The 15,198-nt window shown below is 36.7% G+C and carries 16 protein-coding genes; 14 read left to right on the plus strand and 2 right to left on the minus strand.

Going from position 1 to position 15,198, the window contains the following annotated elements; genetic code table 11:
* The first annotated feature begins 34 nt into the window (after positions 1-34).
* The 11 genes from GGQ92_RS14520 (at position 35) to GGQ92_RS14570 (ending at position 10,865) form a co-directional block, all read left to right on the plus strand.
* Entirely contained in the window at positions 35-943 is a 909-nt protein-coding gene (locus GGQ92_RS14520; protein WP_184250564.1) for a carbohydrate ABC transporter permease, read from the plus strand.
* Positions 943-1,755 (plus strand): carbohydrate ABC transporter permease, encoded by an 813-nt coding sequence (locus tag GGQ92_RS14525; protein WP_184250567.1) that lies wholly within the window; start codon positions 943-945, stop codon positions 1,753-1,755. The genes GGQ92_RS14520 and GGQ92_RS14525 overlap by 1 nt, the downstream gene beginning before the upstream one ends.
* Positions 1,756-1,959: 204 nt before the next feature.
* Positions 1,960-3,000, plus strand: coding sequence for an NAD(P)/FAD-dependent oxidoreductase (locus tag GGQ92_RS14530; RefSeq protein WP_184250570.1), 1,041 nt, complete (start codon positions 1,960-1,962; stop codon positions 2,998-3,000).
* A 186-nt stretch (positions 3,001-3,186) separates the two neighbouring features.
* Positions 3,187-4,257, plus strand: coding sequence for an iron-siderophore ABC transporter substrate-binding protein (locus GGQ92_RS14535; RefSeq protein WP_343068844.1), 1,071 nt, complete (start codon positions 3,187-3,189; stop codon positions 4,255-4,257).
* The gene (locus GGQ92_RS14540) at positions 4,250-5,290 is read left to right on the plus strand and encodes a FecCD family ABC transporter permease (protein WP_184250573.1); all 1,041 of its coding nucleotides are present in this window, start codon (positions 4,250-4,252) and stop codon (positions 5,288-5,290) included. Before GGQ92_RS14535 ends, GGQ92_RS14540 begins: the two co-directional genes overlap by 8 nt.
* Positions 5,287-6,318, plus strand: a complete 1,032-nt coding sequence (locus tag GGQ92_RS14545; protein ID WP_184250576.1) for a FecCD family ABC transporter permease — start codon at positions 5,287-5,289, stop codon at positions 6,316-6,318. The genes GGQ92_RS14540 and GGQ92_RS14545 overlap by 4 nt, the downstream gene beginning before the upstream one ends.
* Positions 6,318-7,136, plus strand: coding sequence for an ABC transporter ATP-binding protein (locus tag GGQ92_RS14550; RefSeq protein ID WP_184250579.1), 819 nt, complete (start codon positions 6,318-6,320; stop codon positions 7,134-7,136). The genes GGQ92_RS14545 and GGQ92_RS14550 overlap by 1 nt, the downstream gene beginning before the upstream one ends.
* 335 nt (positions 7,137-7,471) lie before the next feature.
* Positions 7,472-9,223 carry a T7SS effector LXG polymorphic toxin gene (locus GGQ92_RS14555; RefSeq protein ID WP_184250581.1) on the plus strand — a complete coding sequence of 584 codons (1,752 nt, stop codon included), beginning with the start codon at positions 7,472-7,474 and terminating at the stop codon, positions 9,221-9,223.
* 14 nt (positions 9,224-9,237) lie between these two features.
* Positions 9,238-9,582 carry a hypothetical protein gene (locus GGQ92_RS14560; protein WP_184250583.1) on the plus strand — a complete coding sequence of 115 codons (345 nt, stop codon included), beginning with the start codon at positions 9,238-9,240 and terminating at the stop codon, positions 9,580-9,582.
* 630 nt (positions 9,583-10,212) lie between these two features.
* Positions 10,213-10,503 (plus strand): hypothetical protein, encoded by a 291-nt coding sequence (locus GGQ92_RS14565; protein WP_184250586.1) that lies wholly within the window; start codon positions 10,213-10,215, stop codon positions 10,501-10,503.
* 41 nt (positions 10,504-10,544) lie between these two features.
* Positions 10,545-10,865: a hypothetical protein gene (locus tag GGQ92_RS14570; RefSeq protein WP_184250591.1), complete on the plus strand. Its 321-nt coding sequence runs from the start codon at positions 10,545-10,547 to the stop codon at positions 10,863-10,865.
* Positions 10,866-10,882: 17 nt separating this feature from the next.
* On the opposite strand, the gene GGQ92_RS14575 is transcribed toward GGQ92_RS14570, so the two are convergent.
* Positions 10,883-11,095 (minus strand): hypothetical protein, encoded by a 213-nt coding sequence (locus tag GGQ92_RS14575; protein ID WP_184250594.1) that lies wholly within the window; start codon positions 11,093-11,095, stop codon positions 10,883-10,885.
* A 269-nt stretch (positions 11,096-11,364) separates the two neighbouring features.
* Here GGQ92_RS14575 and GGQ92_RS14580 point away from each other — a divergent pair, with 269 nt between their 5' ends.
* From GGQ92_RS14580 to GGQ92_RS14590, 3 genes are all read left to right on the plus strand, one after another.
* Positions 11,365-11,847: a GyrI-like domain-containing protein gene (locus GGQ92_RS14580; RefSeq protein ID WP_184250599.1), complete on the plus strand. Its 483-nt coding sequence runs from the start codon at positions 11,365-11,367 to the stop codon at positions 11,845-11,847.
* A 719-nt stretch (positions 11,848-12,566) separates the two neighbouring features.
* Positions 12,567-13,289, plus strand: coding sequence for a M15 family metallopeptidase (locus GGQ92_RS14585; RefSeq protein WP_184250602.1), 723 nt, complete (start codon positions 12,567-12,569; stop codon positions 13,287-13,289).
* A 15-nt stretch (positions 13,290-13,304) separates the two neighbouring features.
* Positions 13,305-14,435 carry a hypothetical protein gene (locus GGQ92_RS14590; RefSeq protein WP_184250605.1) on the plus strand — a complete coding sequence of 377 codons (1,131 nt, stop codon included), beginning with the start codon at positions 13,305-13,307 and terminating at the stop codon, positions 14,433-14,435.
* A 50-nt stretch (positions 14,436-14,485) separates the two neighbouring features.
* On the opposite strand, the gene GGQ92_RS14595 is transcribed toward GGQ92_RS14590, so the two are convergent.
* Positions 14,486-15,091 (minus strand): zinc dependent phospholipase C family protein, encoded by a 606-nt coding sequence (locus GGQ92_RS14595; protein WP_184250608.1) that lies wholly within the window; start codon positions 15,089-15,091, stop codon positions 14,486-14,488.
* Between the last annotated feature and the right edge of the window lie 107 nt (positions 15,092-15,198).

Raw genomic sequence — 15,198 nt, forward strand, 5'->3', positions numbered from 1 at the left:
GATATAGAAACAGATAGATGGGAGGACAAACTGAATGAAATTAACAAAAGATCAGCTTATGGCAGCATTATTTCTAGCCCCATCTTTATTGCTTATTGCCATATTTGTATACGGTTTTATTGGATGGACAGGTTGGGTGTCGGTAAGTAATTGGAACTCTCTTATGCCTGATATGTCGTTTGCTGGCCTTAAAAATTATCTATATTTATTTGGCGATTACCGTTTTCAAGCTGGAATTAGAAACACTATTTTCTTCACGGTTTTATTTATTCTATCCGTAATTGTTTTAGGGTTAAGTCTAGCCATTTTATTAGATCAAACGAAAAAAGGAAATGCAGTTTTTCGAAATATTTTTCTTTTCCCGATGGCACTTTCTTTTGTCGTAACAGGTGTTGTATGGCAATGGCTACTTCATCCTTCTACAGGATTTAACCGCTTTCTTCAAGTGTTCGGTATTCAACCGAAATGGTATACCGATACGAATATTCTCGCAGGATTTCAATGGGGGAGTATTGAGTTTGGTTTACCTGTCGCCATCATTGCCGTTGTAATTGCTGCTGTATGGCAAATGACAGGATTTTCATTGGCTATGTATGTTGCTGGTTTGACTGGGATTGACGAAGAGCTTCGTGAAGCGGCACGAATTGATGGTGCAACAGAGTTTCAAATTTATCGTAAAGTTATTTTACCAATGCTAACGCCAATTACGATGAGTGTCATCATAATAATGGCACACATATCGTTGAAAATATTTGACCTTATCTATGCAATGACAGGATCAGGTGCAAACTTTGTTACCGATGTCCCTGGTGTTTATATGTTTGAAACTACTTTCCGTGGAAATTACTATGCCAATGGAGCAGCAATCGCAATGATTATGCTTATACTAGTGGCGGTATTTATCGTTCCATATTTAATCCACAGTAGAAGGGGGACATCCTAATGGCTATTAGAAGAATCATCAAATATGCAGTACTCATTATCTTAGCTCTCTTCTTCTTAACGCCGATTTATGTCATGCTCATTACAAGTGTGAAGCCATTGAGTGAAGTATCACTTTCCGAAATGTGGTCCTTACCATCGGCGATTGATTTCTCTAGCTATTCGGAAGCATTTACTCAGCTAGCACCAAACATGATGAACAGTTTATATTTAGTAATCCCAGCTACTCTACTGTCTGCAATATTAGGTGCAATGAACGGCTATGTTTTATCAAAATGGAGATTCAAAGGGTCTGAAGTTATTTTTACGATGATATTATTTGGAATGTTTATTCCATATCAAAGTATTTTAATACCGTTAATCCAGTTCCTAAACTCGATTAATCTTTATAACTCACTCGGTGGGTTAATCTTTACCCATGTAGTATATGGGTTACCGATTACGACGTTAATGTTCCGTAACTTCTATGCCAATATCCCTGAATCAATGATAGAAGCGGCAAAAGTAGATGGCGCAAGCTTCGTAAAAATTTTCCGCCTTATCATTCTGCCACTCTCGATTACAGGCTTTGTTGTAGTGGCAATCTGGCAGTTCACAAACATTTGGAATGAGTTTCTCTTTGCTGTTACGATTACGAACAACAATACACAACCAGTTATGGTTGCATTGCAGAACTTATCTGGAAGTCAAATTGTCCAATGGAACGTTCAGATGGCAGGTGCCTTACTCGCAGCATTGCCAACTTTACTCGTCTATATATTTTTAGGTAAATATTTTGTCCGTGGCTTATTAGCTGGCTCTGTAAAAGGATAAAGCAGGAAGCTTCTAATTGGTGTAAGAAACCATTAGGAGCTTTTTTGTTTTTTAGAAAATCAGATGGAAAACATTCTCTTTTTCATATTGTGGAACGCAATATTCTATGTTAGCATAAATGATAATGAAAATCATTATCATTTAAAGTGTAACTTAAGTCTAACGCCGTATGGAAAAATGTGAATAGGAAAAGAGGAGTAATACATGAAGAAATCTGAAATATACGACGTGACCATTATTGGAAGCGGACCTGCCGGCTTATACTCTGCTTTTTATAGTGGTTTAAGGTCGATGAAAACAAAAATCATTGAATTTCAGCCAAAGTTGGGTGGAAAGATACACGTTTATCCTCAAAAAATGATATGGGATGTTGGCGGACTGCCACCTGTGTCAGGCGAAAAACTAATTGAGCAGTTAGTAACACAAGGGTTAACGTTTCATCCAACCGTTATTCTAAATGAAAAGGTAACCAATATTGAGCAAAACGAACAGAAGCTTTTTGTACTACATACGGAATCTGGCAAGAAGCACTATTCGAAAACCGTTATAATAGCGATTGGTGCAGGTATATTGAAGCCAAAGGTTTTAGGATTGGAAAATGCTAGCCGTTATGAATCTGCTAATTTACATTACACAGTCCCCTCATTAAACCATTTTAAGGATAAGACCGTCATTATATCAGGTGGTGGAAATGCAGCTGTTGATTGGGCAGTGGAATTATTGCCTTATGTTAAGCAATTGTATTTTACGTATAGAAACAATTCACTTAAAGCCCATGAAGCGCAAGTAGAATTGTTAGAAAGTAGCTCGGCAAAGTGTTTTTTAAATGCATCGATTACGAAGTTAAACGGTGATCGTTATCAAGAAAATATCGAGAGTGTCGAATTAACCAATCATCTAACAAGAGAAATAACTACTGTATCTATAGATGATGTTATCGTTAGCCACGGTTATGAGCAGGATTCAGAATTATTGAATCAATGTACGTTAGATATTAAACGAGTGCAGGATTACTATATTGATGGTACAGCAAAAAGCCAATCCTCTATCGAAGGCATATATGCAGCGGGTGATATTTTAATGTACGATGGCAAGGTTGGACTTATTGCAGGAACATTTCAAGACGCCATCAATGCTGTAAATCGCGCAAAACAATTTATTCAGCCAGACGCAAGTGACTATGCAATGGTATCTTCCCATAATGACTTATTTAAAGAAAAGAATAAAGCATTGATTGAACAGTAAAGTGACAAATAACGAAGATTTAATTTCCATAATTATACTAAAAAATTATTGACAATCTAAAAAGTAACGCCTATCATTGATAATGATTATCATTATCAATGTATTTTTCTCATGTAATGTCTTTACAACTATGAACTAGCACTTATAAAAATAGGAATTGAATATTTTGAAGGGAGAGAAATAGCGGTGAATACAAATCGTAAATTTTCACTAACTATTTTATTCGTATTAATCGTAAGTATGTTTTTATTTGGTTGTTCCTCCGATACAACAGATTCTGCAGAAACAAATGCAACAGAACATAGTGAGTCGACCGATACAACTTCAGAGGAAGAATCCTCTGAATATCCAATCATTATTGACCACGCATTTGGCGAAACGAAGATTGAAAGCAAACCAGAACGAGTAGCAACCATTCAATGGGCAAATCATGATGTTGCTCTTGCGCTTGGCGTTATACCTGTTGGATTCTCTGCAGCGAATTATGGTGTTCAAGATGATAGCGGTTTACTACCTTGGACAGCAGAAAAACTCGAGGAGCTTAATGTTGAAGAGCCAAATGTTTTTCAAGATACAGATGGTTTAGACTTTGAGGCTATTTCCGATACGAATCCGGATGTTATTCTTGCAGGCTATTCAGGAATTACAGAGGAAGACTACGAATTACTTAGTGAAATTGCTCCAGTAGTGCCTTATAAGTCTGGTCCGTGGGTAACAACATGGCGTGAACAAGTCATGTTAAATGCTACAGGCATGGGAATGAAAGCGGAAGGTGAACAGCTTATTAAGGATACAGAGACTTTAGTTGAGGAAAAGGCTAGCGAATATCCTGAAATAAAAGGAACAACAGTAGTTTGGGTCAATTTCTCTGCGACGGACATGTCGCAATTACATCTTTATACACCTGTAGATCCTAGGGGTTCGTTTCTTATTGAACTAGGAATGGAATACCCAGAAACTGTAATAGAAGCAATCTCTGACCCTGAGAGCTATTCGTTTAATTTAAGCGCAGAAAACGCGGATATTTTGAACGATGCAGATATAATTATTGGCTATGGTGACGAGAGTTTATATGAAGCTGTTAAGGCTGACCCGTTATTAGGAAAGATACCAGCGATAGAAAGAGGCTCGGTAGTATTTATCGGAAACGATACGCCATTAGCAGCATCCGGTAATCCAAACCCTCTTTCGATAGCTTACACGATAGATGAATATCTAGAATTAATCGGAGGAGCTATTGAAAAGCTAGATGAATAGTTTAGCAAGCACGAATAATAGGCGGTTGTCTTCACGTATTCCGCGACACTTTGTTACGACTCTTGTGGGATGTTTTATTTTGCTAGCTATCTGTATCATAGCCTCTTTTATATTTGGCTCACGAGCTGTGAGTTTTCAAGATCTTGTAGATGGGTTAATCTATCAAAATAGTAATTCTTATGGAGCAAATGTAGTTCATAAGCGGATTTCTCGGACTATTTTTAGTGTTTTATGTGGTGCTGCCTTAGGCGTTTCTGGAGCACTTATGCAAGCTGTTACGCGAAATCCAATCGCAGACCCAAGTATATTAGGAGTCAATACAGGAGCCTCTTTATTTGTTGTATGTGGCATTGCCTTTTTCAATATTAGTACGGCACATCAATATATTTGGATGGCTCTCATCGGGGCCGTACTTACAGCAATTTTTGTGTTTGGTATTAGTTATTTAGGTCGTGGCGGTGCAACACCACTTAAGTTAGTTCTAGCAGGTGCAGCCACAAGCGCGATACTTTCTTCTCTCGTTGTTGCCATTATGATTCCACGCGCTAATGTCATGGATGAATTCAGATTTTGGCAAGTAGGTAGTGTTGGTGCAGCCAATGAAAATGCGATTATGCTTTTTCTTCCCTTTTTTATTATTGGCACCGTATTAGGCGTTCTTTCTACCTCTGCACTAAATGCGTTAGCTTTAGGCGACGAAATTGCAAAAGGATTAGGTGTTCGAACTGGTACATTGAGGATTGTAGCGGCTTTTGCTGCTGTTCTTTTGTGTGGTGCGGCAACAGCGCTAGCCGGTCCAATTGGCTTTGTTGGACTATTATCGACACATGTTATCCGTCTTGTTCTTGGACCCGACATGCGTTTTATTATTCCAATGTCGGCGGTGACAGGAGCTATCATTTTAACTATATCGGATGTATTAGGTAGGGTCATTGGTAGCCCTGGAGAGTTAGAAGTAGGTGTTGTTACAGCGTTTATAGGTGCTCCGATTCTAATACTATTAGCTAGGAAAGCGAAAGTGCAATCATTATGAAGAATAAATCGATGAAATATATTATGAAAGGTAGAAAACGGAGACATCTTCGATGGCTATATGTTACGGTCTCACTAACTATCCTCTTATTTATTGTAAGCTGGGCAATGCTACTACTTGGAAGCACGATTTATCCAGTAAAAGATGTTATCTCTGTTCTTTTAGGAGAAGAAATAAAAGGTGCATCATTTGCTGTGCATTCTATTCGTTTACCGAGAATGATAGCAGGCCTGTTCGCAGGTTTTGCCTTTGGTATTGGTGGTCATATTTTTCAGACGATGTTACGTAACCCGCTCGCTAATCCGAATGTTATCGGAATTACGACTGGATCAAGCGCGGCAGCTGTTTTTTGTATTGTTATTTTACATACGAGTAATGCGGTTGTCTCTATATCTTCAATTGTTGGCGGGCTTGTTACGGTTCTTTTCATTTACGTATTCTCTAAAGGAAAATCCTTTTCTATTGGACGATTAATTTTAGTTGGAATCGGCATACAAGCAATGCTTAATTCCTTCATATCCTATCTTCTCCTAGTAGGTGCACAACAAGATATTCCAGCTGCCTTACGATGGCTTAGTGGTAGTCTGAATGGTTCCCAAATGCATGACCTTCCACCTTTAATATTAGGAGTGATGATTTTTGCTCCTATAATCATCCTATTAGGGAAACAACTAAGCATTTTAGAACTTGGCGAACAAGCGGCTACATCTCTAGGAGTACGCACCGATAGAACAAGACTGCTGCTTATTGTAAGTTCTGTTTGCGTTATTTCATTAGCTACAGCGACAACTGGACCAATTGCCTTCGTAGCTTTTCTGTCTGGACCGATAGCTAAGAGACTAGTTGGAGCCGGATATTCTGCAATTATTCCAGCAGGTTTAGTTGGTGCCAATCTTGTATTGGCTGCTGATTTAGTCGGGCAATTCGCCTTTGAAGTCAGATACCCAGTAGGCATTATAACAGGAATCATTGGTGCACCGTATTTAATCTACTTGCTTATCCGAATGAACCGAAAGGGAGAATTATAATGAAGCTGAACCATACATTTCATGCGGAAGGAATTAGCGCTGGCTATAATGATAGAACGGTAATTCATGATATAAGCCTAGAGGTTCCTAGTAATAAAATAAACGTCATTATTGGTGCCAATGCTTGTGGGAAGTCTACCCTTTTAAAAACCTTAGCACGGCTATTAAAGCCTACCTCCGGAGAAATCTCATTAGATGGCAAGTCTATTAGTAAGATACCACCAAAACAATTTGCTAGAATGGTCGGACTTCTTCCACAATCACCAATTGTCCCTGAAGGCATAACGGTTACGGATTTAGTAGGTAGAGGGAGATTTCCACATCAATCTCTATTTAATGGGTGGACAACTGCTGATACAGAGGCAGTTGCCGAAGCAATGGAGACGATGAACATTACCGAGTTAGCCAACCAACATATGGATGAACTTTCTGGAGGACAAAGGCAACGAGTATGGATAGCAATGGCTCTGGCTCAGCAAACAGATATTTTATTTCTAGATGAGCCAACTACCTTTTTAGATATTACCTATCAAATTGAAATTCTCGACTTACTGACAGACCTTAATCGAAAGCGTGGAACTACTATCGTGATGGTACTACATGATATTAATTTGTCTGCACGTTATGCGGACTACATATTTGCACTTCATAAAGGGAAGCTTGTCAAAGAAGGCGAACCCTCCCATGTAATTACACCTGCGTTAGTTAAGAATATCTTCGGACTAGACTGTACAGTGATAGAAGATCCTATTTCCAGTTCTCCATTAGTTGTCCCAATAGGTCGTCATCATGTTTTCCAAAATAATGTCTACTCGTAATAAAATAACCATGTTAACTCCTAATAGGGTGGCTAAGACCATTAGGAGTTTTTTGAGATGGAAATATGTAGTTAGAGTTGCTAGGATTCCTACTCACAATCACTTTTGTTCCTCTTCCTACTAGTAAAGACGTCCTGCAAAAGAACTCAAGCTAATTCTTTTTCCGTAGTTAAAGTTTCAATGTAATAGGGTAAATTAACCAATTTTGTTAAAAGTCATTTTTCTCCATTCTTTTTCTGGTATATTAATGAATGATTTTAAAAATACAAACACTTCGTACATTTTTACTAAAAAAATAGTGGATTGCTCCTAGGTTGCGAGTAAGGAGGGAAAAAATGAGTACGACCCAAACATTAGAGACGAAAACACTAATCGAAGCGATGGAGAGTCGCGCCAAAGAATACCGGTTGCTTCGTGAGCAATTTCAGGAATTGAAGACTTCTTTTAAGGACATCGTGGATTTGGATGACTTTAAAGGAAAGACTGCGGACTCGGTAAAAGGCTTTTATCGTGCTCAAATAGATGTGGTCAATTCTTGGATTGATTTCATCGATTTACAGGAAGCTTTTTTCAAAGGAATTAAGGGAATGGCAGACGATGAAGATTTAGGTGGAAAAACGCTTGTCCATCTCCCTTTCCTAGAAAGTGATTTAAAGAACAGTGAATCGCGAGCACGGCAAATGGTAGATAGCCAAGAACAAGCCTTAGAAGATATTTTTTCTGGTATTAGTGATATTGTATCTATGGAACCGAATTCGACAAAACAGTTTGACAAACACATTGATGAGGCTACGAAAAAGCGAAAAGAAACAAAAGAGAAAGTAGAAAACTTTGATCAAACACTATTAGAGTTTTATGAACAGTCTAAATACCATGAAAATGTCATTGCAGGCTTAATTTCTGAATTATACAAAGCTTCCTCGCAAGGAGGCGAAGTAAATCCTCTGTACTTTAATGAGGATGTATACAAAAAGAGTGACGTACATACAGCGAGAGAAGAAGCAAAAGAGATTACTGCCAATTATATTAGCTGGCAAGATGAGTTAGAAAGAGCACGAGAGTTAGAGAATCGTTCGTTTGGAGAGAAAACGTGGGACACAATCTGTACCTTCACTGGAGAGGTAACGGGTTATTACGATATGAAACGTGCGTCAACAGGAGTCGATCCGGTAACAGGTCAAGAATTGACAGATGGACAGCGTGCGACAGCTGCCGCATTGGCAGCTGCAGGATTTATTCCATTTGTCGGGTGGGCAGGAAGAGCAGCCAAAGGCGGACACGCTATCTATAAAATTAGCAAAACATTCTCAGCTGCTGATAATGTGTTAAACGCCTACAAAACAACCGAAGCATTTGATATACTAAAAACATCAGAACGAGGACTGTATGGATTAGCCTCTGCCAATGGATTTAGCGAATTCATTACGGGACGAGATATATTCGGGAATCCAATCAGTGAAGAGGAACAACAAGCAGGATTTGAACGTGCCTTATTACTCCTACCGTTTAAAGGTAAAACAGCTAACCCAGTGTTGGGAGTTAGAGATGATGCTAGGGTTGTGAGTAAGGGGACGGGTGAAACTATCCAAGTTAAGAACATTAAAGATGAAGTAGAGGTTATTGCTGAAAGAGCTAAAGGCCTGGACTTAACCCTAAGAGAAACTCCATATAAAATCATGGGTAGTAAAAAAATGAAACAATTGAATGAAAAGGTAAGAAATAGAACTATCACAAAAGAAGAATGGCAACAATTGATGTGGAACAAGAGATTTAAACGCAGAAGAGATAAAGGTGTAGATGACTTTTGGGAACAAGAAAGAGAACGCTTATTAAAGGGAGAAGCTACGAGGGTATGGACGGAAAAACAAGCAAAAGACATAATAAATGGTAAGGCGCCAAAATATGAGGGTAAAACTATGATTGGTCACCATACTTATAGCGCATCTAAATATCCACAAATTGCCAATAAAGGCGAAATTATATATCCTGTAACATTTAGAGAACATTTGTATCGATGGCATGGTGGTAGTTATAAGAAAAGCCTACCTGGTAAACCACTAAATGATTCAGTTGATAATGATTTTTAAGGAGGATATAAAATATGTCGGTAATACTTTTAGTGGTAGAACAAGATGAAGATCAGATGAAATATTTACCTACAATAAGAAAAAGTACGAATTTAGGATTTTCTGAGATAAAAAAAAGAATTGAAAATGGTAGTCCAATAATGGAATGTAATCTGTTTGAAGATGATGAGGACGATACAAAACTTAAAAAATTAATAAATGAATTGAAAAATGTTGGTGCAAAGATAAGACTGTTTGATGGTGAATTAGTTAAAAATAAGGAAGTATCTATTGAATACTTGATGAATAGGTTAGATAGATATAAAGAAATACAACGACAAAATGAAATGTTAGATGATTTAATGTATGGCGAAGATTAATTTGTGGGGATGTTATGTAGAGTCGAGAAAATTCAACTACAACATTTTGGCGAGATGACTTTTAAACTGATGAAATACTGTTACAGGTTACACGCAAAAACTTACGAAATTAAACAGGCATGTTGGTTTAAAGATAGAAATAGTAATGAATGGACTTAATATAGCTTGTTGTAAAGCACTTGATTGCCTTTTAGGCAACAGGTGTTTTTGTTTTTTGTGAGAAATTTAAACTTTGGACGATATGGATGAGGTTTTACTGAAATTCATAGCTCATGAAGGCTGTAACATCATGGAGTAGTGTTGTAATACTTGAATATTGTGAGAAGTACGATAATTAGGCGAGAGTTGTTAAAACCGATTACAAATAGTAAAGATAATATAAAATTTAAAGGAGTTAGCTGTTAAGTTGTAGAAGTTAGATGCTGATGAAAAAGTATTTTTTTTTAACGATGAATAAGGTGTAGAAATTTTCAAATTTCAAGAAAACCTTAGATATCATAATTTATATGAATTAATAAAAAGGGATTGTGGAAGAAATATAGAAATATGATGACGATATGGTTTGATGAAAGATAAAAAATAATAAGGATTATTATAGGAGAAAATAGACAATCAAGGAGGGTATGAAATTTGAAAATACTTGTTGCGCAACCAAAACAAGAAGCAAACCTTAATCAACTGAAAAATGAATTGGATATAACGACAAATGTAGATGTTGTTTTATTTCCGGAGGGTTACATTCAAAGTATTGATTTATTATCGGAAGTTCAAAATCTTACTACTAAAACAGATACTATGATTATTACTGGATATAAGGATATTCAAAACAAAGATCGTGGTTTGATTTGTGACACAAATGGAAATAAAGTGCTTGACCGAGCTAAAACACCAATTCCGAGGATAATCTTATCGAACCTGTAGTTGTACAAACGAGTAAAGGTAATGTTGGTTATATTCTTTGCATGGAAATTTTAAAAGGAGTAGAAGGTTTTACTAGTGAGCTTCCGATTGACTTTATTGCTCATCCTATCGGAACGGGTATGTTTAGTGAAGATCAATTCAATGAATGGCTAGAGTATGCAAGGAGAGTTGCGATTAAGCATCAATGTTACATACTTGGAACCAGTCATGCTGATGGATCATATAAAAATTGTGGGATTTCTATACCCATTGCTTATTGCATAGATAAAAATGGGAAAGCTCTTTTTATTGCTAAATCAGATACCCGTACACGAATAATTGATTTGGATTCAAATAAAGTTACGATTGTGGACGGACATTAGGATGCTGTAGTAGAAAGCTAAGTTACAGTCATTATTATTAGAGATAAAAAGGGATAAAGATAAAACACAAATACCATTATTGCGATAATCAAAAGGATTATTGATAATAGAAAACGAACAAATCGATTTCTAACTTCTTCTTCACTTCCATCACTATTAGACTTCTTTCTATAATTTTGCCATACGGAAAAAATACCAATCGATAGTAACGCTAAGTATAAAATCTCCACAACAAAATTGCTCCTGTACAAAAGTCTGGAAAAACAAATATCAAAACAAGCTTAACATCTATAATCTAGACTGAGAAATAGAAAATATATATTGACTCTAATTCGTATTCTAAAAAGCAAATTATACGCTTATCCATTGGTTTAGTGGTAATGAAGGCTTAGTTCAATAGAAGTAAATGGATATAAATCCCTATTGACTACCATTATTTAGCATAAGATAATGGTACTAGCATTATATTCCATAATAATGATAAAGGGAATGATAGACATTGAGTTATCAAGTCGTCAAGAAAGATTGCTTTCTAGCTGTTGGCTTGCCGTGGGAAGGCACCTCCGCTGAGGCGGATGCTGGAGCAATTAGAGAAGTGCTTAAAGAACTTCATCATCGCGTAGGAGAGATTGGCTATAAAATATCTTCAGAGGAAATTATCGGTCTTTCTTATCGGGTGAAGGCAAATAGTGAAAAGTTTCGTCATTATTCATTAATAGAAGTCGAAAAGGTAACCCATATACCAAATGGAATGGTGGCAGTGCAGGTACCAGCTATGAATCTAGTAAAAGCTACTCATAACGAAGGGGAAGACGTAGCTACCTCTTATCAGGATATCTATCAATGGATAGAACAACAAGGACATACAGCGGCAAGCGTAGAATATACTCATATGGAGATTTATCCGTTAGATACTAGCACCTATGAAGGTAACCCAGAGTTTTCGATATACATACCAATTAAGGAACACGTGCACAGCTAAGTTGGAAGGTTGAAAGTAATTAAACTAGCTCGATATGAAGGCGATTACAGATATTTTGTAATTGCTTCTATCGGGCTTTTTCTGGTTCATTTAAGGAATCTCACAGATGGTTTTAAGATCTATAGGAAGTTTTTTAAAATTTCTAATAAATGAAAAAAACTTTATCAACACTCAATTATTTCATGCTTTGACTTATAGAATTGAAATCAACACAATTTGGCAGAATATTAGTACATAGAGTGAAATTCTAAAACTTGATCTCAGTGATTTTTTTTCAATCAACTGATATAGCGCAAATGTTATAAGAAGTGCTGATATGTATACAATAATATACTCCATATTTCCTCACCTCACCAAATTAGAGATTTATTATAAATTAGTTATAAGGTCAGCATTTTTATTATCAAATAGCTACTATTTTAAGCCTAAATGTCTCACGAAATTCTCCGTAATGGCTACACCCTCTCGTTCAATGATAACTTTGCCGGCTACCTAATTGTAAGATACCTTCTATTCTCCCTAGTTTAAGATATTATTAGAGTAACATATAATGAATGTATGATTTTGTTGAAACATGTCTTATTTGAAGGAAGAGCGAAATCAAGATACTTTGAGTTTTTTAGTAGATAGAAGAACGCTCCACGATTATACCCGATTAATGATAGAATAATAAGTAAGATAGAAACGATGAAGTTTACTATAAAAGGAGATGAACAACTTTGCACCATCTAAAAATACCGACGAAGGTTCATCCTGATTTTAAACGTAAATTCGTTCCGATTAAAGACAATGGTGAAGAACTTATCCAAGTGGCTCAGCTAAACACCAATCAAATTATAGAGGACCCGCAATATGTAAAGCAAGGCATAGACGGAGCATTGGAGCATTGCTATGTGCGAGAGTCTGCTGCTCAGCAATTAATGCAAGCTGCAAAAGAGCTACCAAGTGGCTATCAATTTGTCATCTGGGATGGATACCGACCATACGAAGTACAGAAGGCGATCTATGATGATTACTATCGAACGATTCAATTGAATAATCCAGAAAAAGGCGAATCTGACTGGCGCCAGCTTACCGAAGATTTTGTTAGCTATCCATCTATCGACAAGGAGCAACCTGCACCACATATTACTGGTGGAGCTGTAGATTTGGCAATCGTGGACGCACAAGGAGAGTTATTAGACTTTGGTACAGCCTTTGATGATTTTACCGAAAAAGCACATACTGCTTATTTTGAACAACTAGGACAACAACGAGATTTAACGAAAGAAGAGCAAATCATTCGCGATAATAGAAGGCTGCTATACCACGTATTGGCAGCACAAGGATTCACAAACTATTCTTTAGAATGGTGGCATTTCGATTACGGTAACCAGTGGTGGGCACAGCAACAAGAAAAATCCCGTGCTATATACGGGGTTGCTCAACTTACTGATGTATAGAAAGGAGGAAGAAACATGCAAAAGCGAGAGGTAGAAGAACGTAGACTTTTACTCAAGTCTTTTCGCAATATTAATATATTATTCTTTTTATTAATTTTATTCTTATTATTTATCGTGATCTTAGTAAACGTGTTGATGGGGAACTACTCTTGGTCGAGCCTATATAAAGACTTATTTAACTCCCTAGTGGGTGTTTTAATCCCACTCGTGCTCTTCAATTTTGCTTACGATTATTTAACGCAGAAGCAAAAAGATAGAGAATTATCAGAGAAGCTGACAGAAACGATGCTATTAGACGAGGAAGTCATTGATCAGTTCTCTACGGAATCAAAGAAGAAATTTATTCAAAATTCTACAGAATCTATTTTAGGAGAAAAAGTTGGTGGTATGCTTTATGAGACTTTGATTCAATCTTACTTATCAAAATCGTATCAGTTCCGCCAACGTTTTAAATATTATATATCCTATATGGAGCTTAAGGAAAATATGACTTCTTATGCTGTTAATGAAGAGCAAGCGTTTGAATTCTCGGCAGATGATTATTATATGGTGAAGCAAGATTTGTCCTTTGAACGGGATTTAACGAATTACCGAGATAGCAACGACGTGCGTGTAGGCTTTTCATACAAAGAGAGTACGTTAGATGGGTTATATCAGCGTGCAGAATTTCTGTTTAGAGAGAATCTATGGGTGGATGAGGCAAGCAATAAACTCCTCAAACAGCTAGATGATAAAGAGGTAGAGCGATTTGTTAAAGAGTTCCTTGAATTTACCGTACATATTAACGAGAAACCAGTAGCATATGAAGTAATGAATAACGAAGGACATGAAGGATTTCATTTATTATTAGATTTCCCACAGGATGTACCAAGTGGTGAGTTATCAAAGGTACATATTCGTTTTCGTATGCCACAGCTGAAAAGTCAGGAAAAATTTATCGTCGTCATTTCAGAGCCAACAGAAGATGTCGAGATCATGTTTATGCATTTAGAGGACAAAGTAGATGTAGAAGTTATCCCATTTTTGAATGAAGCAGAATCGATTACAAAGCTACCAAATGATACGATAAAAATAGATATTCATGATTGGATTCTCCCGCGAGCGGGTGTCGTGTTCGTATGGGATGATAAGGAAGAAGAGTGTTAAAGATTGGAATTAGCGGCTCAGAGTTTGAATACTCTGAGCTTTACTTATTCCTAAATAACCTTCTTGATTTTGTTTATCCCTAGTTCGATTGATGTTTCTACATATCCAACGATTTGTTCGAACGTAAAAACACGTAAATTTTCTTCCAGACAATCTACGCCATATTCCATATCTTCTAATATACTATGTACAAATTTTTTCACATTGACAGCCTTCACTTCCTCTAATTCTGGAATCGTACAAGCTCTTGAAAAAGTCTGACGCAATCCTTGATTCATTGAATAGTGCTCTAACAGCTTTCCATTAAGTAATTGAAAATCGCGATGATATAATTCGTGCAACTGATTATTATTTGCCATCCGATTCCGTAACCAAGCCAAATAAAAGCCTTTTAACCAAATATCATCCGCAATGAGATGTGCATAATAACCTAATAAATATGCTTCATCCTTCACGTTAAGCAAATGATATTTTTGAAAAAATGTATCATAACAAATTCTTCTTGTATTGTCTTCAATGTTACCTGCGTAAAAATGAGATAAATCTTTTGCTTTTGATGTCAATACAGCATCTGGAGCAATAGATCCAAGCAAGAAGGATGTTCTATTTCCGATAGATAAAGCTTCTGCTATTTGATAACCTATAATGGAATGCATGATTCTAGATCCTTGTAACTGCTAGAATAAAGTGAACAGATTCCGCCAGATAGAATTGAACACTTTCTGCCAAAACAACCTAAAATCAGTTAAAATATAAAAGTATA

It is taken from the genome of Gracilibacillus halotolerans, assembly GCF_014206945.1.
Taxonomy (GTDB): Bacteria; Bacillota; Bacilli; order Bacillales; family Amphibacillaceae; genus Gracilibacillus; species Gracilibacillus halotolerans.